General features: G+C 62.8%; 17 protein-coding genes, 5 tRNA genes and 1 pseudogene. All 23 read left to right on the top strand.

Going from position 1 to position 21451, the window contains the following annotated elements:
* The first annotated feature begins 1 nt into the window (after position 1).
* A tRNA-Gln gene (locus C0541_RS03320) sits at positions 2–78 on the top strand.
* Positions 79–232: 154 nt separating this feature from the next.
* Positions 233–1192: a ribose-phosphate diphosphokinase gene (locus C0541_RS03325; protein WP_104582258.1), complete on the top strand. Its 960-nt coding sequence runs from the start codon at positions 233–235 to the stop codon at positions 1190–1192.
* A 110-nt stretch (positions 1193–1302) separates the two neighbouring features.
* On the top strand, positions 1303–1938 hold the full coding sequence (locus tag C0541_RS03330) for a 50S ribosomal protein L25/general stress protein Ctc (RefSeq protein WP_115045730.1): 636 nt from the start codon (positions 1303–1305) through the stop codon (positions 1936–1938).
* 49 nt (positions 1939–1987) lie between these two features.
* Positions 1988–2572 carry an aminoacyl-tRNA hydrolase gene (gene pth, locus C0541_RS03335; RefSeq protein ID WP_115045732.1) on the top strand — a complete coding sequence of 195 codons (585 nt, stop codon included), beginning with the start codon at positions 1988–1990 and terminating at the stop codon, positions 2570–2572.
* Between the two features lie 74 nt (positions 2573–2646).
* Positions 2647–3738, top strand: a complete 1092-nt coding sequence (gene ychF / locus C0541_RS03340; protein WP_115045735.1) for a redox-regulated ATPase YchF — start codon at positions 2647–2649, stop codon at positions 3736–3738.
* 154 nt (positions 3739–3892) lie between these two features.
* Positions 3893–3978 (top strand) — tRNA-Tyr (locus C0541_RS03345).
* Between the two features lie 29 nt (positions 3979–4007).
* A tRNA-Gly gene (locus tag C0541_RS03350) sits at positions 4008–4081 on the top strand.
* Between the two features lie 33 nt (positions 4082–4114).
* Positions 4115–4190 (top strand) — tRNA-Thr (locus C0541_RS03355).
* 82 nt (positions 4191–4272) lie between these two features.
* A pseudogene (locus tag C0541_RS03360) lies at positions 4273–5004 on the top strand (GTP-binding protein); the annotation flags it as partial.
* Between the two features lie 38 nt (positions 5005–5042).
* Positions 5043–5174, top strand: a complete 132-nt coding sequence (locus C0541_RS21635) for a hypothetical protein (RefSeq protein WP_238692012.1) — start codon at positions 5043–5045, stop codon at positions 5172–5174.
* A gap of 106 nt (positions 5175–5280) precedes the next feature.
* Positions 5281–5356 (top strand) — tRNA-Trp (locus tag C0541_RS03365).
* 49 nt (positions 5357–5405) lie between these two features.
* Complete coding sequence (secE, locus tag C0541_RS03370; protein WP_115045737.1) at positions 5406–5816, top strand: preprotein translocase subunit SecE; 411 nt, start codon at positions 5406–5408, stop codon at positions 5814–5816.
* A 13-nt stretch (positions 5817–5829) separates the two neighbouring features.
* Positions 5830–6387, top strand: coding sequence for a transcription termination/antitermination protein NusG (gene nusG / locus C0541_RS03375; protein ID WP_016900683.1), 558 nt, complete (start codon positions 5830–5832; stop codon positions 6385–6387).
* A 199-nt stretch (positions 6388–6586) separates the two neighbouring features.
* Positions 6587–7015: a 50S ribosomal protein L11 gene (rplK, locus tag C0541_RS03380; protein WP_016900682.1), complete on the top strand. Its 429-nt coding sequence runs from the start codon at positions 6587–6589 to the stop codon at positions 7013–7015.
* Positions 7016–7018: 3 nt separating this feature from the next.
* Positions 7019–7717 (top strand): 50S ribosomal protein L1, encoded by a 699-nt coding sequence (rplA, locus tag C0541_RS03385; RefSeq protein ID WP_115045739.1) that lies wholly within the window; start codon positions 7019–7021, stop codon positions 7715–7717.
* A 548-nt stretch (positions 7718–8265) separates the two neighbouring features.
* Entirely contained in the window at positions 8266–8799 is a 534-nt protein-coding gene (rplJ, locus tag C0541_RS03390) for a 50S ribosomal protein L10 (RefSeq protein ID WP_104582264.1), read from the top strand.
* Between the two features lie 54 nt (positions 8800–8853).
* Complete coding sequence (gene rplL, locus C0541_RS03395) at positions 8854–9219, top strand: 50S ribosomal protein L7/L12 (protein ID WP_115045741.1); 366 nt, start codon at positions 8854–8856, stop codon at positions 9217–9219.
* A gap of 294 nt (positions 9220–9513) precedes the next feature.
* A complete protein-coding gene (gene rpoB / locus C0541_RS03400) occupies positions 9514–13665 on the top strand; it encodes a DNA-directed RNA polymerase subunit beta (RefSeq protein WP_104535790.1) in 4152 nt (1383 codons plus the stop codon).
* A 100-nt stretch (positions 13666–13765) separates the two neighbouring features.
* Positions 13766–17980: a DNA-directed RNA polymerase subunit beta' gene (gene rpoC, locus C0541_RS03405; protein ID WP_115045745.1), complete on the top strand. Its 4215-nt coding sequence runs from the start codon at positions 13766–13768 to the stop codon at positions 17978–17980.
* Positions 17981–18202: 222 nt separating this feature from the next.
* A complete protein-coding gene (rpsL, locus tag C0541_RS03410) occupies positions 18203–18577 on the top strand; it encodes a 30S ribosomal protein S12 (protein ID WP_002811712.1) in 375 nt (124 codons plus the stop codon).
* Positions 18578–18589: 12 nt separating this feature from the next.
* Complete coding sequence (gene rpsG, locus C0541_RS03415; RefSeq protein ID WP_005993356.1) at positions 18590–19057, top strand: 30S ribosomal protein S7; 468 nt, start codon at positions 18590–18592, stop codon at positions 19055–19057.
* A 137-nt stretch (positions 19058–19194) separates the two neighbouring features.
* Entirely contained in the window at positions 19195–21312 is a 2118-nt protein-coding gene (gene fusA, locus C0541_RS03420) for an elongation factor G (RefSeq protein WP_115045747.1), read from the top strand.
* Between the two features lie 48 nt (positions 21313–21360).
* Positions 21361–21451 (top strand): GTP-binding protein (locus C0541_RS03425; protein WP_039573609.1); only part of this gene is annotated, 91 nt, incomplete at its 3' end.

Here is a 21451-nt window from a genome sequence, read left to right on the forward strand (position 1 = left end):
CAGGGGCGTCGCCAAGAGGCCCAAGGCACCAGGTTTTGATCCTGGCATTCGTAGGTTCGAATCCTACCGCCCCTGCCAATCTGCAGATTCCTCTGCAACAGTCGTACATGCAGATCCCCTGCAACAGCCCGCACATCCATGTGCGGGGATTGAAGGAAAAGCCCGGCGTCAGGTCGGCTTTTTCCAGTTCCACCATCGCCCGCACGCTCTTCGCCGCCGCCCGAGAGATCCCATGCAAGACCAACGTAATCTGCTGGTGTTCTCCGGCAATGCCAACAAGCCGCTTGCCCTGAGCATCTGCAAGGAACTCGGCGTTCGCATGGGCAAGGCGTTGGTCACGCGCTTTTCCGATGGCGAGGTGCAGGTCGAAATCGAAGAGAGCGTGCGCCGGCAGGAAGTGTTCGTGATCCAGCCGACCTGCGCGCCGAGCGCGGAAAACCTGATGGAGCTGCTGGTGCTGATCGACGCGCTCAAGCGCGCCAGCGCCGCCTCGGTGACCGCGGTGATCCCGTACTTCGGTTATTCGCGCCAGGACCGCCGCATGCGCTCCTCGCGCGTGCCGATCACCGCCAAGGTCGCCGCCAAGATGATCTGCGCGATGGAGGCCGACCGCGTGCTGACGGTCGACCTGCACGCGGACCAGATCCAGGGCTTCTTCGACGTGCCGGTCGACAACGTCTACGCCTCGCCGCTGCTGCTGGCCGACATCTGGCGCGCCTACGGCACCGACAACCTGATCGTGGTGTCGCCGGACGTGGGTGGCGTGGTGCGCGCGCGCGCCGTCGCCAAGCGCCTGGACGATGCGGATCTGGCCATCATCGACAAGCGCCGCCCGCGCGCCAATGTGGCCACGGTGATGAACATCATCGGCGACGTGCAGGGCAAGACCTGCGTGCTGGTCGACGACCTGGTCGACACCGCCGGTACCTTGTGTGCAGCCGCCGCAGCGCTGAAGCAGCGCGGCGCGCTCAAGGTCGTGGCCTACATCACCCACCCGGTGCTGTCCGGCCCGGCGGTGGACAACATCAACAATTCGCAGCTCGACGAGCTGGTGGTCACCGACACGATTCCGCTGACCGAAGCGGCGCGCACCTGCGCCAAGATCCGTCAGCTGAGCGTGGCCGAGCTGCTGGCCGAGACCATTCGCCGCATCGCCTTCGGCGAATCGGTGAGTTCGCTCTACGTCGACTGAACCCGCATTCGGTGCCCGGAGTTCCGGGTGCCGGTACTACGTCTCTCCTGGTCGCGGGTGAGACGCTTCATCGCCGCGAGGCGGTATTCCAATCTAGGTAGTGAAACAACATGGCAAAGACTCACGAAATCAAGGTCGAGCGCCGCGCAGACGAGGGGAAGGGTGCGAGCCGCCGCCTGCGTCACGCTGGCGTCATTCCGGCCATCGTCTACGGTGGCGAACTCGAGCCGGTCAGCATCCAGCTCAACCACGAGCAGATCTGGCTTGCCCAGCAGAACGAGTGGTTCTACTCGTCGATCCTGGACCTGAACCTCAATGGCGACGTGCAGCAGGTGCTGCTGCGTGACATGCAGCGCCATCCGTTCAAGCAGCTGATCATGCACATCGACTTCCAGCGCGTCAGTGCCAACGAGAAGCTCAGTGCCGCCGTGCCGCTGCACTTCGTCAACGAGGCAACCTCGCCGGCCGGCAAGTCCAGCGAAGTGGTCGTCACCCACGAACTCAACGAAGTCCAGGTGGTCTGCCTGCCGAAGGACCTGCCGGAGTTCATCGAGGTCGACCTCGGTGCCCTGGAAGTGGGCAACGTGATCCACCTGTCCGAGATCAAGCTGCCGGCCGGCGTGGAGATTCCGGAGCTGAAGCTGGGCAAGGAGCACGACGTGGCGGTGGTTGCTGCCAAGCACGTGCGGATCGAGGAAGAAGACGCTGCCGGTGAAGAAGGCAGCGAAGGCGCCGAGACCAAGTAAGCCGTCGGCCGATCCCGCGTACTGCGCGGGATCGGCTGCGGTCACTGGCATGTCTGCACTCCGCCTGATTGTCGGACTCGGGAATCCCGGTCCGGAACACGCGCAAACCCGGCACAACGCCGGGTTTCGTTTCGTCGATGCCCTTGTCGAACGCCATGGTGCGCGCTGGGGGCTGGATGCCAAGCTGTTCGGCGAGACCGCCAAGGTCGAGATCGCCGGCCAGCCGGTCTGGCTGCTCAAGCCGGCCACCTTCATGAATCTCAGCGGCAAATCGATCACCGCCGCGCTGCGGTTCTGGAAGATCGAGCCGGAGCAGTTGCTCGTTGCGCACGACGAACTGGACCTGGCGCCAGGCGTCGCACGGCTCAAGTTCGATGGCGGCCACGGCGGCCAGAACGGCCTGCGCGATACCATCCGCCTGCTGGGGCACGGCAAATTCCACCGCTTGCGGGTCGGCATCGGCCATCCCGGCCACAAGGACCGCGTGGTGTCATGGGTGCTGGGACGGGCAGGGCGCGACGACGACGCGGCAATCAGTGCCGCAGTGGACGCCGCCATCGACGTGCTGCCGCTGGCACTGCAAGGTAATTTCAACGAGGCGATGAAGCGCCTGCATACCAGCAGGGATGCGTGATTGGGGATTGGGGATTTGCAGCCGTGCGGCATTGCGAATCTCCAATCCCGAATCCCAAATCCCGGATGTGACCCATGGGTATCAAATGCGGCATCGTCGGCCTGCCCAACGTCGGCAAGTCGACCCTGTTCAATGCGCTGACCAAGGCGGGCATCGCTGCGGCCAATTTCCCGTTCTGCACCATCGAGCCGAATGTCGGCATCGTGCCGGTGCCGGACCCGCGCCTCAATCAGCTGGCCGAGATCGTCAAGCCGCAGAAGCTGATTCCGACCGCGGTCGAGTTCGTCGATATCGCCGGCCTGGTGGCGGGTGCGGCGAGCGGCGAAGGGCTGGGCAACAAGTTCCTGGCGCACATCCGCGAAGTCGATGCGATCACCCACGTGGTGCGGTGCTTCGAGAACGACGACGTCATCCACGTCAACAACAAGGTCGACCCGATCGCCGATATCGAAACCATCGATACCGAGCTGGCATTGGCCGATCTCGATAGCGTGGAAAAGGCGCTCAACCGTGCCGAGCGCAGCGCCAAGGGCGGCGACAAGGATGCGGCGGTGCGCAAGCCGGTGCTGGCCAAGTTGCAGGCCGCGCTGGCCGATGGCAAGGCGGGGCGTGCAGCCGGCCTGGACGAGGATGAAAAGGCGCTGGTGCGCGACCTGTTCCTGCTGACGCTCAAGCCGGTGATGTATATCGCCAACGTGCTCGAGGACGGCTTCGAGAACAATCCGCACCTGGAGGCGGTGCGCAAGCATGCCTTGGCCGAGGGTGCGGAAGTGGTGCCGGTCTCGGCAGCGATCGAAGAAGAGCTGTCGCAGCTCGACGACGAGGACCGCGACACCTTCCTGGCCGATCTGGGGCTGGAAGAGCCGGGTCTGAATCGCGTCATCCGCGCTGCCTACAAGCTGCTTGGCCTGCAGACCTACTTCACCGCGGGCGTCAAGGAAGTGCGCGCGTGGACGGTCAAGGCTGGCTCGACCGCACCGCAGGCAGCGGCGGTGATCCATACCGATTTCGAGAAGGGCTTCATTCGCGCCGAGACGATCGGCTTCGACGACTTCATCAAGCATCGCGGCGAAGCCGGTGCGCGGGATGCGGGGCGTCTGCGTCTGGAAGGCAAGGAATATCGCGTGCAGGAAGGCGACGTATTGCACTTCCGTTTCAACGTCTGATCCCGTGCGCGCGGCGCTGGTCGTCGCGCGCTGTCGGGAGTGACGAAGAGTTCAAAATTTTTGTTGACACCGGGTGCGTCCCACAACAAAATAACGGGCTGCTTCACCCCGAACCGAATTCGCTTCATCGCGCACCGGTCCGGTAGTAAAAGCTGGAGGGATACCCAAGCGGCCAACGGGGGCAGACTGTAAATCTGCTGGCTTACGCCTTCGGTGGTTCGAATCCACCTCCCTCCACCAGTTTCACGTTGTGGCATGCAGTTCCCGGCGCGGGAGTAGTTCAACGGTAGAACCTCAGCCTTCCAAGCTGATGGTGCGGGTTCGATTCCCGTCTCCCGCTCCATTGAACGCAAATGCATGGCATAATGCAAAACTCGCTCACGTAGCTCAGTCGGTAGAGCACCTCCTTGGTAAGGAGGAGGTCGAAGGTTCGATTCCTTTCGTGAGCACCACTACTCAATCGTCTTCAACTCCAAACGATTACCGAGACACGCACCCATGGCAAAAGCTAAATTTGAGCGCACCAAGCCGCACGTGAACGTCGGCACCATCGGTCACGTCGACCATGGCAAGACCACGTTGACAGCCGNCATGGCAAAAGCTAAATTTGAGCGCACCAAGCCGCACGTGAACGTCGGCACCATCGGTCACGTCGACCATGGCAAGACCACGTTGACAGCCGCGCTGACCAAGATCGGTGCGGAGCGTTTCGGTGGCGAGTTCAAGGCGTATGACGCGATCGACGCGGCGCCGGAAGAGAAGGCGCGCGGCATCACGATTTCGACCGCACACGTTGAATACGAATCCCCGACCCGNGTCGATTGCCCCGGCCACGCCGACTACGTCAAGAACATGATCACCGGTGCAGCGCAGATGGACGGCGCGATCCTGGTGTGTTCGGCGGCCGACGGCCCGATGCCGCAGACCCGCGAGCACATCCTGCTCTCGCGTCAGGTCGGTGTGCCGCACATCGTCGTGTTCCTGAACAAGGCCGACATGGTCGACGACGCCGAGCTGCTCGAGCTGGTCGAGATGGAAGTGCGCGAGCTGCTCAGCAAGTACGACTTCCCGGGCGATGACACGCCGATCATCCACGGTTCGGCGCGTCTGGCGCTGGACGGCGACCAGAGCGACATCGGCGTGCCGGCGATCCTGAAGCTGGTCGAGGCGCTGGATTCGTTCATTCCGGAGCCGACCCGCGACGTCGACCGTCCGTTCCTGATGCCGGTCGAAGACGTGTTCTCGATCTCCGGCCGCGGCACNGTGTGTTATACACATCTAGATGTGTCTATGAGACAGTGGTGATGCCGGGCGACAACGTGAAGATGGTCGTGACCCTGATCAACCCGGTCGCGATGGACGAAGGTCTGCGCTTCGCCATCCGTGAAGGCGGTCGTACCGTCGGCGCCGGCGTGGTTGCCAAGATCGTCAAGTAAGTGCCTGCGTCCGGTCGCCTTGCGGCGGCCGGATTCAAACGAATGGCGGGCCGGCTAAACCGCGGTCCGCCTTCGTTGTCTTAGGGTTTGCGGTAAACGAGTACATACGCCAGTAGCTCAATTGGCAGAGCAGCGGTCTCCAAAACCGCAGGTTGGGGGTTCGAGTCCCTCCTGGCGTGCCACTCCTCTTTCCGGCCCAGCGATTCGGGTCAGATCGGTAACTAGAGCCGGATGAATAGCAAAATCGAGCCTTCCAAAAGCGCGTCTGCTGCCAGCGCTGATATCGTGAAATACGTCATCTCCGCGCTCCTGGTGATCGCGGGGCTGTTTGTGTGGTTCTGGTTTTCTGCGCCTGAGCGCGCCACCCAGCTTGGAGCCTGGACGCCGCAGTTGCGCGCGCTGGCAGTGATCGTGGGACTGGTGGCGGGTGCGTTCGTGTTTCTGGGTACCGGCAAGGGCCGGGAAACCCGTGAGTTCATTTCCGAATCCAGGTTCGAGCTGCGCAAGGTGGTCTGGCCGACGCGCCAGGAAGCCATCCGCACCACCTGGGTCGTGATTGTTGTTGTGATCATTCTGAGTTTGCTGTTGGGCGGCTTCGACTTTGTCATCCAGAAGCTCACGCAGTGGTTCCTGGCTCGTTGAGGAGAATCAAGCAGTGAAGCGTTGGTATGTCGTTCACGCCTATTCAGGCTTCGAAAAATCCGTTGCGCAGGCATTGCGCGACCGTATCGCACGTACCGAAATGGAAGACCGTTTCGGCGACGTGCTGGTGCCGACCGAAGAGGTCATCGAAATGCGCGCCGGCCAGAAGCGCCGGTCCGAGCGCAAGTTCTTCCCCGGCTACGTGCTGGTGCAGATCGAGACCCACGAAGAGGCCGGTATTCCGCGCATCGACAACGAAAGCTGGCACCTGGTGAAGGAAACTTCCAAGGTGATGGGCTTCATCGGCGGCACTGCCGACCGTCCGTTGCCGATTCGCGACGAAGAGGCGGATGCGATCCTGCAGCGTGTGCAGGATGGCGTCGAGAAGCCGCGTCCGAAGGTGCTGTTCGAGCCGGGTCAGATGGTGCGCGTCACCGACGGTCCGTTCAACGACTTCAATGGCGTTGTCGAGGAAGTCAATTACGAGAAGAGCCGGTTGCGGGTTGCCGTGCTCATCTTCGGTCGCTCCACGCCGGTCGAGCTCGAGTTCGGCCAGGTCGAGAAGGGCTGACGCCGGTTGGGCGCCGTCTAGGCGCCCGCCTGGAATGCTGCTATAGTGAGCGGCTCGCTGACCTGGCGAACCGCCGGGAACCAATGGCTGCCGCATGGCGGCCATCTGCGTGTGGTCAGAAACGTGAAGCCGGGACGCGTGATTTCCCGGTCCGATGGGGAGCCTGCAACCAAGGCGCTAGCACCCGGAGAGTATCGAAATGGCAAAGAAGATAACTGCTTACATCAAGTTGCAGGTCAAGGCCGGTCAGGCCAATCCTGCGCCGCCGGTTGGCCCTGCACTGGGTCAGCGCGGTCTGAACATCATGGAGTTCTGCAAGGCGTTCAATGCAGCGACCTCCAAACTGGAGCCGGGTCTGCCGACGCCGGTGGTCATCACCGCGTACTCCGACCGTACCTTCACCTTCATCACCAAGAGCACCCCGGCCAGCGTGCTGCTCAAGAAGGCCGCAGGCGTGACCTCCGGTTCCAAGCGCCCCAACACCGACAAGGTGGGCAAGGTGACGCGCAAGCAGCTGGAAGAGATCGCCAAGGTCAAGGAAGCCGATTTGACGGCGGCCGAGCTGGAAGCGGCAGTGCGCACGATTGCGGGTTCTGCCCGCAGCATGGGTTTGACGGTGGAGGGCTAAGACATGGCACAGAGCAAGCGCGTTAAGGCCATTGCGGCCGCTGTCGTTCCGGGCAAGACCTATGCCTTCGAAGACGCAATCAAGATCCTGAAGACCGTCGCCAAGGCCAAGTTCGTCGAGTCGATCGACGTTGCCGTGCGCCTGGGCGTGGACGCCAAGAAGTCCGACCAGCAGGTGCGCGGTTCGACCGTGCTGCCGGCCGGTACCGGCAAGAGCGTGCGCGTTGCGGTGTTCGCGCCGGCCGGTGCCAAGGCTGACGAAGCCCTGGCCGCTGGTGCCGAGGCCGTGGGCATGGATGACCTGGCCGAGAAGATGCAGGCCGGCGACCTGAACTACGACGTGGTCATCGCCACCCCGGACGCGATGCGCGTCGTCGGTAAGCTCGGCACCCTGCTGGGTCCGCGTGGCCTGATGCCGAACCCGAAGGTCGGCACCGTGTCGGCCAACCCGGGTGAAGCGGTCAAGAATGCCAAGTCGGGCCAGGTGCGCTACCGCACCGACAAGGCCGGCATCATCCACTGCACCATCGGCAAGGCCAGCTTCGAAGACGAAGCGCTGAAGTCGAACCTGCAGGCGCTGTTGCTCGATCTGATCAAGGCCAAGCCGGCCACCTCCAAGGGTACCTACCTGCAGAAGGTGTCGGTCAGCTCGACGATGGGTCCCGGCGTGACGGTCGACCAGTCGAGCCTTGCGCTGAAGTGAGTTGGTGGGTCGGGCCTGTCATGGGCCTGACCCGTCGATGTGGTACAGCATTGTTTTTCCGGCCCGGGTGACCGTGTGCTGGGAGTCCGTTCCCTCCTTTGGGGTAACGGACATTTTGAAGGCGATCGCCGGCATGTCCGGCGGTAGCCGTCAAAGACCGCAGGCGCGGTCAGCGCAGATCGACGACGGGCATGGATGCTCGCACTGGCAAGGAGTCGCCGTCGATGCAGCGGGATCGCTTAATCAGGTTCGCAAGAGCCGGCCGGCGTAGATGGTGTCGCCCTTCTGGAGCTTTCTGGTTTACGCGCGTCTGGGACATCCCGGATCGAGCCCACTCCAGGTCTAGAACGGCCACCAAAGGAACATCGGTCGATGTTCCCGGCTTCCAGGACGGAGGCTGCCCTGGACCGCAACCGGCAGGAGCCGCGAGCGGAGTAGTTTGAAGCGGGGATTGAGGGTTTGGCATCGGGGATTGGCAGGAGCTGCGTCACGGCCCTGGCAAATCCCGAATCGCAAATCCCGAATCCCGGCTTTAACGGAGGAGTGCAATGGCTCTCAATCTGTCTCAGAAGCAAGAAGTAGTCGCCGAGCTGGCAGACATCGCCGCCAAGGCTCACTCCTTGATCGCCGCCGAATACGCTGGCATCACGGTCTCCCAGATGACCGCGATGCGCAAGCAGGCCCGCGAAACCGGTGTGTTCTTGAAAGTTGTCAAGAACACCCTGGCTGCGCGCGCCGTTGAAGGCACCGAGTTCGCTGTCGTCGCTGACAAGCTGGTCGGTCCTTTGCTGTACGCGTTTTCGATGGAGGAGCCCGGCGCTGCCGGTCGCCTGATCAAGGAATTCGCCAAGGGCAACGACAAGTTGCAGGCCAAGGTCGTGTCCATCGGCGGGGAACTGTTCCCGGCTGGCCACGTCGACGTGTTGGCTTCGCTGCCGACCCGCGACCAGGCCCTGGCCATGCTGGCCCGCGTGCTGTCCGAACCGGCTGCCATGTTTGCCCGTGCCGTCAAGGCCGTGGGCGACAAGCAGGGTGGTGGCGACGAAGCCGCCGCGCCGGTCGCCGAGACTGCCGAAGCTTGATGTCCTAGCGTTCGCTAGAACCCCAATCCAGAAAATCATTTAAAGGTAATTACAATGTCCCTTACCAACGAACAGATCGTCGACGCCATCGCCGAGAAGTCCCTGATGGAAGTGATGGAGCTGGTCAAGGCCATCGAAGAGAAGTTCGGCGTCTCCGCCGCCGCTCCGGTCGCTGCTGCTGCAGCTGGCCCGGCCGCCGTGGTTGAAGAGCAGACCGAGTTCAACGTGCTGCTGACCAACTGCGGCGCCAACAAGGTCGGCGTCATCAAGGCCGTCCGCGCCGTGACCGGCCTGGGTCTGAAGGAAGCCAAGGACCTGACCGAAGCCGGTGGCATGCTGAAGGAAGGCGCTTCGAAGGACGAAGCCGAGAAGATCAAGAAGGAACTGACCGAAGCTGGCGCGACTGTCGAAATCAAGTAAGCAATACCTTGCATCGCCAGCGTTTCATGGTGATGCACTGAAGGCTGGGAGCGTAAAGCTCCCGGCCTTTGGCCGTTGATGGAAGGCCGGGATTTGAGGTTCGGCATTCGGGATTCGAAGGCAATCTTCGCGTATCCCCAATCTCGTCATCCCCAATCCCTGCTTCACCGAGTTGGTAGTTGGAAGTAGCGGGAGAAGGCGTGCTGGTGCCGGCAATACCAGCGACTTCCAACTGACAATTTTGTTATTTCAGGGCCGCCGCGACGCGGCCCCCGCAGCCTAGGGTGAAGACTCATGACGTCTTATTCGTTCACCGAAAAAAAGCGTATCCGCAAGGACTTCGGCAAGCAGCGCTCGATTCTCGAAGTGCCGTTCCTGCTTGCGATCCAGGTGGATTCCTACCGCGAATTCCTGCAGGAAGACGTGGAGCCGACCAAGCGTAAGGACCTCGGTCTGCACGCCGCACTGAAGTCGGTGTTCCCGATCTCCAGCTATAGCGGCAATGCCGCGCTCGAGTACGTGGGCTACAAGTTGGGTCAACCGGTGTTTGACGAGCGTGAATGCCGTCAGCGCGGCATGAGCTACGGCGCGCCGCTGCGCGTGACCGTGCGCCTGGTGATCTACGACCGCGAGTCGTCGACCAAGGCCATCAAGTACGTGAAGGAGCAGGAGGTCTACCTCGGCGAAATTCCGCTGATGACCGACAACGGCACCTTCATCGTCAACGGCACCGAGCGCGTCATCGTCTCGCAGCTGCACCGTTCGCCGGGTGTGTTCTTCGACCACGACCGTGGCAAGACCCACAGCTCGGGCAAGCTGCTGTACAGCGCCCGCATCATTCCCTACCGCGGTTCCTGGCTGGACTTCGAGTTCGACCCGAAGGATGCGCTGTTCACCCGTATCGACCGCCGCCGCAAGCTGCCGGTGTCGATCCTGCTGCGTGCGCTCGGCTACAGCAACGAAGAGATGCTGGCCGAGTTCTTCGAGATCAACACCTTCCACATCAATCCGGACGAAGGCGTGCAGCTGGAGCTGGTGCCGGAGCGTCTGCGTGGTGAAACGCTGAACTTCGACCTGGCCGATGGCGACAAGGTCATCGTGGAAGCGGGCAAGCGCATCACCGCCCGTCACGTCAAGCAGCTCGAAGCCGCCGGCGTTGCCGCGCTGGCCGTGCCGGACGACTATCTGCTCACCCGCATCCTGTCGCACGACGTGGTCGATGGCTCGACCGGCGAACTGCTGGCCAATGCCAACGACGAGATCACCGAAGACCAGCTGGCGGCGTTCCGCAAGGCCGGCGTCGATGCGGTCGGCACCCTGTGGGTGAACGATCTGGACCGCGGTCCGTACCTGTCCAACACCCTGCGCATCGATCCGACCAAGACCCAGCTCGAAGCGCTGGTCGAGATCTACCGCATGATGCGTCCGGGCGAGCCGCCGACCAAGGAAGCCGCGCAGAACCTGTTCCACAACCTGTTCTTCACCTTCGAGCGCTACGACCTGTCCACGGTCGGCCGCATGAAGTTCAACCGTCGCGTCGGCCGCAAGGACGTGCTGGGCGAGTCGGTGCTGTACGACAAGAAGTACTTTGCCGAGCGCAACGACGAAGAATCCAAGCGCCTGGTCGCCGAACACACCGACACCTCCGACATCCTGGAAGTGATCAAGGTGCTCACCGAGATCCGTAACGGTCGCGGCGTGGTCGATGACATCGATCACCTGGGCAACCGTCGCGTGCGTTCGGTCGGCGAAATGGCCGAGAACGTGTTCCGCGTGGGCCTGGTCCGCGTCGAGCGCGCGGTCAAGGAACGCCTGTCGATGGCCGAGTCCGAGGGTCTGACCCCGCAGGAGCTGATCAACGCCAAGCCGGTGGCCGCGGCGATCAAGGAGTTCTTCGGCTCCTCGCAGCTGTCGCAGTTCATGGACCAGAACAACCCGCTGTCGGAAGTGACGCACAAGCGTCGCGTCTCCGCACTGGGCCCGGGCGGCCTGACCCGCGAGCGCGCCGGCTTCGAAGTGCGCGACGTGCATCCGACCCATTACGGCCGCGTCTGCACCATCGAAACACCGGAAGGCCCGAACATCGGCCTGATCAACTCGCTGGCGGTGTTTGCCCGCACCAACCAGTACGGCTTCCTCGAGACGCCGTACCGCAAGGTGCTGGACGGCAAGGTCTCCGACGACGTCGAATACCTGTCGGCGATCGAAGAGAACGAGTACGTGATCGCCCAGGCGAACGCGCTGACCGATGCCAAGAACATGCTCACCGAGCAGTTCGTGCCGTGCCGGTTCCAGGGCGAGTCGCTGCTGAAGCCGCCGGCCGAAGTGCACTTCATGGACGTCTCGCCGATGCAGACCGTGTCGGTCGCCGCGGCGCTGGTGCCGTTCCTGGAGCACGACGACGCCAACCGTGCATTGATGGGCGCCAACATGCAGCGCCAGGCCGTGCCGACGCTGCGTTCGCAGAAGCCGCTGGTCGGTACCGGCATCGAGCGTGCGGTGGCGCGCGACTCGGGCGTGACCGTCAATGCCTTGCGTGGTGGCGTGATCGAGCAGATCGACGCGGCCCGCATCGTGGTCAAGGTCAACGAGGCAGAAATCGGCGGCGGCACCGATGCCGGCGTGGATATCTACAACCTGATCAAGTACACCCGCTCCAACCAGAACACCTGCATCAACCAGCGCCCGCTGGTGAACGTGGGTGACGTGATCGCGCGCGGCGACGTGCTGGCCGACGGTCCGTCCACCGACATCGGTGAGCTGGCGCTGGGCCAGAACATGCTGATCGCGTTCATGCCGTGGAACGGCTACAACTTCGAAGACTCCATCCTGCTCTCCGAGCGCGTGGTGGAAGAGGATCGCTACACCACGATCCACATCGAGGAACTGACCTGCGTTGCACGCGACACCAAGCTGGGGCCGGAGGAAATTTCCGCCGACATCCCGAACGTGTCCGAGCAGGCGCTGAACCGTCTTGACGAGAGCGGCGTGGTGTACATCGGTGCGGAAGTGCGCGCCGGCGACATCATGGTCGGCAAGGTCACGCCGAAGGGCGAGAGCCAGCTGACCCCGGAAGAAAAGCTGCTGCGTGCGATCTTCGGTGAGAAGGCGTCCGACGTGAAGGACAGCTCGCTGCGCGTGCCTCCGGGCATGGACGGCACCGTCATCGACGTGCAGGTCTTCACCCGCGACGGTATCGAGAAGGACAAGCGTGCGCGTCAGATCGAAGAATCCGAGATCAAGCGCGTCAAGAAGGACTTCGACGACCAGTTCCGCATCCTGGAAGCGGCCATCTACGCACGTCTGCGTTCGCAGATCGTGGGCAAGGTCGCCAACGGCGGTCCGAACCTGAAGAAAGGCGACAACGTCACCGACGCGTACCTGGACGGCCTGAAGAAGTCCGACTGGTTCCAGCTGCGCATGAAGGACGAAGACGCTGCCGACGCCATCGAGCGCGCGCAGAAGCAGATCCAGGCGCACGAGAAGGAATTCGAGGCACGCTTTGCCGACAAGCGCGGCAAGATCACCCAGGGCGACGACCTCGCACCGGGCGTGCTGAAGATGGTCAAGGTGTTCCTGGCAGTGAAGCGCCGCATCCAGCCGGGCGACAAGATGGCAGGCCGCCACGGCAACAAGGGTGTGGTCTCCAATGTCGTGCCGGTCGAGGACATGCCGTACATGGCCACCGGCGAGCCGGTGGACATCGTGCTGAACCCGCTCGGCGTGCCGTCGCGCATGAACATCGGCCAGATTCTGGAAGTGCATCTGGGCTGGGCCGCCAAGGGCCTGGGTCGCAAGATCCAGCGCATGCTGGAAGCCCAGGCAGCGGTCAGCGAGCTGCGCAAGTTCCTGGACGACATCTACAACCACGACAGCGCGATCAATGCACAGCGTGTGGACCTGTCGCAGTTCAGCGATGAGGAGCTGCTCAACCTGGGCAAGAACCTGATCGATGGCGTGCCGATGGCCACCCCGGTGTTCGACGGCGCCAGCGAAGCGGAAATCAAGCGCATGCTGGAACTGGCCGAGCTGCCGCAGAGCGGTCAGACCCAGCTGTACGACGGTCGTACCGGCGAAGCGTTCGATCGCAAGACCACGGTCGGCTACATGCACTACCTGAAGTTGAACCACCTGGTCGACGACAAGATGCATGCCCGTTCGACCGGTCCGTACTCGCTCGTCACCCAGCAGCCGCTGGGCGGCAAGGCGCAGTTCGGTGGTCAGCGCTTCGGTGAGATGGAAGTCTGGGCGCTGGAAGCCTACGGCGCGGCCTACACCCTGCAGGAAATGCTGACGGTGAAGTCCGACGACGTGCAGGGCCGCAACCAGATGTACAAGAACATCGTCGATGGTGAGCACGAGATGGTCGCGGGCATGCCGGAATCCTTCAACGTGTTGGTGAAGGAAATCCGCTCGCTGGCGATCAACATGGAACTGGAAGAGTGATCGCGCCGGATCCCGGTGCCGCGATGCGGTGCCGGGATCCGGAACGTAAGGCCCTCGGTTTCATCTCAGCTACGAAATTCCTCCGACCCGGAGATATCAAATGAAAGACCTGCTCAACCTCTTCAATCAACAGCGCCAGACGCTGGATTTCGACGCGATCAAGATCGCGCTGGCATCGCCGGACCTGATCCGTTCGTGGTCCTACGGCGAAGTGAAGAAGCCCGAAACCATCAACTACCGCACCTTCAAGCCCGAGCGTGACGGCCTGTTCTGTGCCGCCATCTTCGGACCGATCAAGGACTACGAGTGCCTGTGCGGCAAGTACAAGCGCATGAAGCACCGCGGCGTGGTCTGCGAAAAGTGCGGCACCGAAGTCACCCTGGCCAAGGTGCGTCGCGAGCGCATGGGCCACATCGACCTGGCCTCGCCGGTCGCGCACATCTGGTTCCTCAAGTCGCTGCCCTCGCGTATCGGCCTGATGCTGGACATGACCCTGCGCGACATCGAGCGCGTGCTGTACTTCGAAGCCTACGTGGTCACCGAGCCGGGCCTGACCCCGCTCGAACGCCGCCAGCTGCTGACCGAAGAGCAGTACCTGACCGCACGCCAGGAGTACAACGACGACTTCGACGCCGCCATGGGCGCCGAAGCGGTGTATGAGCTGCTGCGCACGATCGACCTGCAGTCGGAAATGACCCGCCTGCGCGAGGAAATCGCCAGCACCGGTTCGGAAACCAAGCTCAAGCGCCTCACCAAGCGCATCAAGCTGATCGAAGCCTTCCTGGAATCGGGCAACCGTCCGGAGTGGATGGTCATGACCGTGCTGCCGGTGCTGCCGCCGGACCTGCGTCCGCTGGTGCCGCTGGATGGCGGCCGCTTCGCGACCTCGGATCTGAACGATCTGTACCGTCGCGTGATCAATCGCAACAACCGCCTGCGTCGCCTACTCGAACTCAATGCGCCGGACATCATCGTGCGCAACGAGAAGCGCATGCTGCAGGAGTCGGTCGATGCGCTGCTGGACAACGGCCGTCGCGGCCGTGCCATTACCGGCACCAACAAGCGTCCGCTGAAGTCGCTGGCCGACATGATCAAGGGCAAGCAAGGCCGGTTCCGTCAGAACCTGCTCGGCAAGCGCGTGGACTACTCCGGTCGTTCGGTCATCACCGTCGGTCCGTACCTCAAGCTGCACCAGTGCGGCCTGCCGAAGAAGATGGCGCTGGAGCTGTTCAAGCCGTTCGTGTTCGCCAAGCTGCAGCGTCGCGGCCTGGCCACCACCATCAAGGCCGCCAAGAAGCTGGTCGAGCGCGAAGAAGCCGAAGTCTGGGACATCCTGGAAGAAGTGATCCGCGAGCACCCGGTGCTGCTGAACCGTGCGCCGACCCTGCACCGCCTGGGCATCCAGGCGTTCGAGCCGGTACTGATCGAAGGCAAAGCCATCCAGCTGCATCCGCTGGTGTGTACCGCCTTCAACGCCGACTTCGACGGTGACCAGATGGCCGTCCACGTGCCGCTCTCGCTGGAAGCCCAGCTGGAAGCGCGTGCGCTGATGATGTCCACCAACAACATCCTGTCGCCGGCCAACGGCGAGCCGATCATCGTGCCGTCGCAGGACGTGGTGTTGGGCCTGTACTACATGAGCCGCGCCCTGGAGAACAAGAAGGGCGAGGGCATGGTGTTTGCCAACACCAGCGAAGTGAAGCGCGCCTACGACAACCGCGTGGTGGAACTGCACGCCAAGGTCAAGGTCCGCATCACCCAGGTGGACGTGGAAGCCGACGGCAAGCGCAGCAGCGGCACCTCGATCGTGGACACCACGGTCGGTCGTGCGCTGCTGAGCGAGATCCTGCCCGAAGGCCTGCCGTTCCAGCTGGCCAACACCGAGATGACCAAGAAGAACATCTCGCGCCTGATCAACTCCAGCTACCGTCTGCTGGGCTTGAAGGACACCGTCGTGTTCGCCGACAAGCTGATGTACACCGGCTATGCCTACGCAACCCGCGCAGGCGTGTCGATCGGCATCGACGACATGCTGATCCCGGACGAGAAGAAGGGCATCCTCACCGAGGCCGAAGCCGAAGTGCTGGAAATCCAGGAGCAGTACCAGTCTGGTCTGGTCACCGCCGGCGAGCGCTACAACAAGGTCGTGGACATCTGGTCGCGCACCAGTGAGCGCATCGCCAAGGCGATGATGGACACCATCGGTACCGAAAAGGTCGAAAACGCCAAGGGCGAGACCATCGATCAGAAGTCGATGAACTCGCTGTACATCATGGCCGACTCCGGTGCGCGTGGTAGCCAGGCGCAGATCCGTCAGCTGGCCGGTATGCGCGGCCTGATGGCGCGTCCGGATGGCTCGATCATCGAGACGCCGATCAAGGCGAACTTCCGCGAAGGCCTGAACGTGCAGGAGTACTTCAACTCCACCCACGGTGCCCGTAAGGGTCTGGCCGATACCGCGCTCAAGACCGCGAACTCGGGTTACCTGACCCGTCGTCTGGTCGACGTGGCGCAGGACGTGGTGATCACCGAAGTCGACTGCGGCACCACCGAAGGGTTGATCATGACCCCGATCGTGGAAGGCGGCGACGTGGTGGAACCGTTGCGCGAGCGCGTGCTGGGCCGCGTGGTGGCCGAGGACGTTTACCTGCCGGGCAACGACGAAGAGCCGATCGTCACCCGCAACACGCTGCTGGACGAAGCCTGGGTCGCCAAGCTGGAAGACGCCAGCGTGCAGTCGGTGAAGGTGCGTTCGACCATCAGCTGCGAGTCCTCGTTCGGCGTGTGCGCACGCTGCTACGGTCGCGATCTCGCCCGTGGTCACCAGGTCAACATCGGTGAGGCGGTCGGCGTCATTGCGGCGCAGTCGATTGGTGAGCCGGGTACCCAGCTGACCATGCGTACGTTCCACATCGGTGGTGCGGCATCGCGTGCGGCGGCAGTGGACAACATCACCGTCAAGACCACCGGTTCGGTGAAGTTCAACAACCTCAAGTCGGTGGCGCATGCCAGCGGTGCGCTGGTCGCTGTCTCGCGTTCGGGCGAACTGTCCGTGCTCGACGGCCATGGCCGCGAACGCGAGCGCTACAAGCTGCCGTACGGCGCCACCATCACCGCCAAGGATGGTGACGCAGTCAAGGCCGGGCAGGCCGTGGCGAACTGGGATCCGCATAACCACCCGATCGTGTCGGAAGTGGCCGGCTTCATCCGCTTCATCGACTTCGTCGACGGCGTCACCGTCATCGAGAAGACCGACGAACTGACCGGCCTGGCCTCGCGCGAAATCACCGACCCGAAGCGTCGCGGTGCACATGCCAAGGAACTGCGCCCGATCGTGCGCATCGTCGATGGCAAGGGCAACGACCTGACGATCCCGAATACGGATCTGCCGGCGCAGTACCTGTTGCCGCCGCGCTCCATCGTCAACCTGCAGGACGGCGCCGCCGTCGGCGTGGGCGACGTGGTTGCCAAGATCCCGCAGGAAGCGTCCAAGACCCGCGACATCACCGGTGGTCTGCCGCGCGTTGCCGACCTGTTCGAAGCGCGCAAGCCGAAGGATCCGGCGATCCTGGCCGAGCGCTCGGGCATCATCAGCTTCGGTAAGGACACCAAGGGCAAGCAGCGCCTGATCATCAAGGACACCGATGGTTCGGAACACGAAGAGCTGATCCCCAAGTACCGCCAGATCATCGTGTTCGAAGGCGAGCATGTGACCAAGGGCGAGACCGTGGTGGATGGCGAGCCGAGCCCGCAGGACATCCTGCGTCTGCTGGGTGTCGAGCCGCTGGCCGCGTATCTGGTCAAGGAAATCCAGGACGTGTACCGCCTGCAGGGCGTGAAGATCAACGACAAGCACATCGAGGTGATCACCCGCCAGATGTTGCGCAAGGTCGAGATCACCGACCAGGGCACCAGCAAGTTCCTCAACGGCGAGCAGGTCGAGCGCCAGCGCGTCATCGAGGAAAATGCCCGCCTGATCAAGCGCAACGAACTGCCGGCCAAGTACGATCCGGTGCTGCTGGGGATCACCAAGGCTTCGCTGGCCACCGAATCGTTCATCTCGGCGGCCTCGTTCCAGGAGACCACCCGCGTGTTGACCGAGGCTGCCGTGCGCGGCACCCGCGACAACCTGCGTGGTCTGAAGGAAAACGTGATCGTGGGTCGTCTGATCCCGGCCGGTACGGGTCTGGCGTATCACGCCGGACGTCGCAAGTCGGCGGGTCTGACAGACTCGGAAATGGAAACGCTGTCGGGCAAGCCGACGGTTGCCGAACCGGTCGCAGCCGTGGCCGACGCTGGCGCGGACGAGGAGTAAGCGCTCCGACGGCGGTCGCAAGGCCGCCGTAAGCCAAGCGAAAAGGAGGGCAGGAGGCCCTCCGTTTTCCGGCCTTTGGATGGGCCAGCAGGGTTAGATTTCCGTGAAGTTGACGGAGTTTCGTCCTGCCAGCTATACTTCCCTGTCTCGGCGGGCCGTTTTTCGGCCTGCCTTTGTTTTCGTGCAAGGCCGTCTCGGCCTCTCAATCAGAAGAATCAACTGATGACGACGATCAATCAGCTGGTCCGCAAGCCTCGGCAAGCGACCACCTACAAGAGTGCCTCTCCGGCACTGGACAAGTGTCCGCAGCGCCGTGGCGTCTGCACACGCGTCTATACCACTACCCCGAAGAAGCCGAACTCGGCCCTGCGTAAGGTCGCCAAGGTGCGCCTGACGAACCAGGAAGAGGTCATCAGCTACATCGGTGGTGAAGGCCACAACCTGCAGGAGCACTCCGTGGTCCTGATTCGCGGTGGCCGCGTCAAGGATCTTCCCGGTGTGCGTTATCACACCGTCCGTGGTTCGCTGGACGCCGCCGGCGTCGCAAAGCGCCGTCAAGGTCGTTCCAAGTACGGCGCCAAGCGCCCGAAGAGCTAAGGAAACACTCCAATGTCCCGTAAAGGTTCTACTCCGCAGCGCACCGTCCTGCCTGATCCAAAGCATGGCAGCGAAACCATTGCCCGCTTCATCAATATGGTGATGCAAAGTGGCAAGAAGTCGGTTGCTGAGAAAATTGTCTATGGCGCGATGGACGTCATTGGCGAAAAGAATCCGAATGCCGTCGAGCTGGTGCAGAAAGCACTGGACAACGTGGCCCCGGCTGTCGAAGTTAAATCGCGTCGCGTCGGTGGTGCTACCTATCAGGTGCCCGTCGAAGTGCGCTCCTCCCGTCGCATGGCGCTGGCAATGCGCTGGTTGATCGATTCCGCGCGCAAGCGTGGCGAGAACACCATGCCGCGCAAGCTGGCTGCAGAACTGTTGGACGCCTCGGAAAGCCGTGGCGGCGCGATCAAGAAGCGCGAAGAGACGCACCGTATGGCGGAGGCGAACAAGGCGTTCGCACATTACCGCTGGTGACCTCGTGGGCCTTGGTAACGGGGCCCTTCAGCACCATCTGAGTGCTGTTTGCGACGCCTCTGGCGTCGCATCCAATCCGAAGGCCGCCGAAAGGCGGCGTTCGGCCATCCGAAATCCAAGAAATTGAGAGGCTCCCCGTGGCCCGCACCACCCCTATCGAGCGTTACCGCAACTTCGGCATCATGGCCCACATCGATGCCGGCAAGACCACCACCTCCGAGCGCATCCTGTTCTACACCGGTGTCAGTCACAAGATCGGCGAAGTCCATGACGGCGCTGCAGTGATGGACTGGATGGAGCAGGAGCAGGAGCGTGGCATCACCATCACCTCCGCTGCGACCACTGCATTCTGGTCGGGCATGGACAAGTCCATGCCGCAGCACCGCTTCAACATCATCGATACCCCCGGGCACGTCGACTTCACCATCGAAGTGGAGCGCTCCTTGCGCGTGCTCGACGGTGCAGTGTTCGTGCTGTGCGCCGTCGGTGGCGTGCAGCCGCAGTCCGAGACCGTTTGGCGCCAGGCCAACAAGTACTCCGTGCCGCGCATGGCCTTCGTCAACAAGATGGACCGCACCGGCGCCAACTTCGACAAGGTCGTCGAGCAGCTGAAGGCCCGTCTGGGTGCCTACGCCGTGCCGATGCAGGTGCCGATCGGCGCCGAAGACGGCTTCGAGGGCGTGGTCGACCTGCTGAAGATGAAGGCCATCCACTGGGATAGCGCATCGCAGGGCACCACCTTCGAATACCGCGACATCCCGGCCGACCTGGTCGAGATCGCAACCGAGGCGCGTTCGTTCATGGTCGAGGCGGCTGCAGAAGCCAGCGAAGACCTGATGGACAAGTACCTCAACGACGGCGACCTGAGCGAAGAAGAGATCCTGGTGGGTCTGCGCGAGCGCACCCTGAAGGTCGAAATCGTGCCGGTGTTCTGCGGCTCGGCGTTCAAGAACAAGGGCGTGCAGGCCATGCTCGACGGCGTGGTGCACCTGCTGCCGTCGCCGGCCGACCGTCCGCCGGTCCAGGGTATCGATGAGGACGAGAAGGAAGACACCCGTCCGGCCACCGATACCGCGCCGTTCTCGGCGCTGGCGTTCAAGATCATGACCGACCCGTTCGTGGGCTCGCTGACGTTCTTCCGTGTCTATTCGGGCACGTTGAACTCCGGCGACCAGGTCTACAACCCGGTCAAGTCGAAGAAGGAGCGCGTGGGCCGCATCCTGCAGATGCACTCCAACAATCGCGAAGAGATCAAGGAAGTGCGCGCTGGCGACATCGCCGCTGCCGTGGGTCTGAAGGACGTCACCACCGGCGACACGCTGTGTGCGCAGGACAAGGTCATTACCCTGGAACGCATGGTGTTCCCGGAGCCGGTGATCTCGATGGCGGTGGAGCCGAAGACCAAGTCGGACCAGGAAAAGATGGGCATGGCCCTGGGCCGTCTGGCGCAGGAAGATCCCTCGTTCCGCGTCAAGACCGACGAAGAATCCGGCCAGACCATCATCTCGGGCATGGGCGAGTTGCACCTGGACATCATCGTCGACCGCATGCGTCGCGAGTTCAATGTCGAGGCCAACGTCGGCAAGCCGCAGGTGGCCTACCGCGAAACGATCCGAAAGTCCGACGTCAAGTCCGACTACAAGCACGCCAAGCAGTCCGGCGGTAAGGGTCAGTACGGTCACGTGGTGATCGAGCTGTCGCCGATGACCGAGGACGACCGCAAGAGCGACAACGTCAAGGACGATTTCCTCTTCATCAACGACATCACCGGCGGCATCATCCCGAAGGAATTCATCCCCTCGGTCGAAAAGGGCCTGCGCGAGACGATCACCAGTGGTCCGATCGCCGGCTTCCCGGTGGTGGGCGTGAAGGTCAAGCTGGTATTCGGTTCGTACCACGACGTCGACTCCTCGGAAATGGCGTTCAAGCTGGCCGCGTCGATGGCGTTCAAGCAGGGCTTTGCGAAAGCCAGCCCGGTGTTGCTGGAGCCGATCATGAAGGTCGAAATCGTCAGCCCGGAGGATTACCTGGGTGACGTGATGGGCGACGTGAGCCGCCGTCGTGGCGTGCTGCAGGGTCAGGACGACAGCCCGTCGGGCAAGATCATCAATGCGATGATCCCGCTGGGCGAGATGTTCGGCTATGCGACCTCGCTGCGCTCGATGAGCCAGGGCCGTGCGACGTTCTCGATGGAATTCGACCACTACGAAGAGGCACCGGCCAACATCGCCGACGCCGTCACCAAGAAGGGCTGAGTTCGCTCAGCCGCTTCTCACAAATTTTTCAATTAGAGGTAGTTAGTCATGGCAAAAGCTAAATTTGAGCGCACCAAGCCGCACGTGAACGTCGGCACCATCGGTCACGTCGACCATGGCAAGACCACGTTGACAGCCG

The organism is Xanthomonas arboricola (assembly GCF_003353015.1).
GTDB classification, from domain to species: Bacteria; Pseudomonadota; Gammaproteobacteria; order Xanthomonadales; family Xanthomonadaceae; genus Xanthomonas; species Xanthomonas arboricola_E.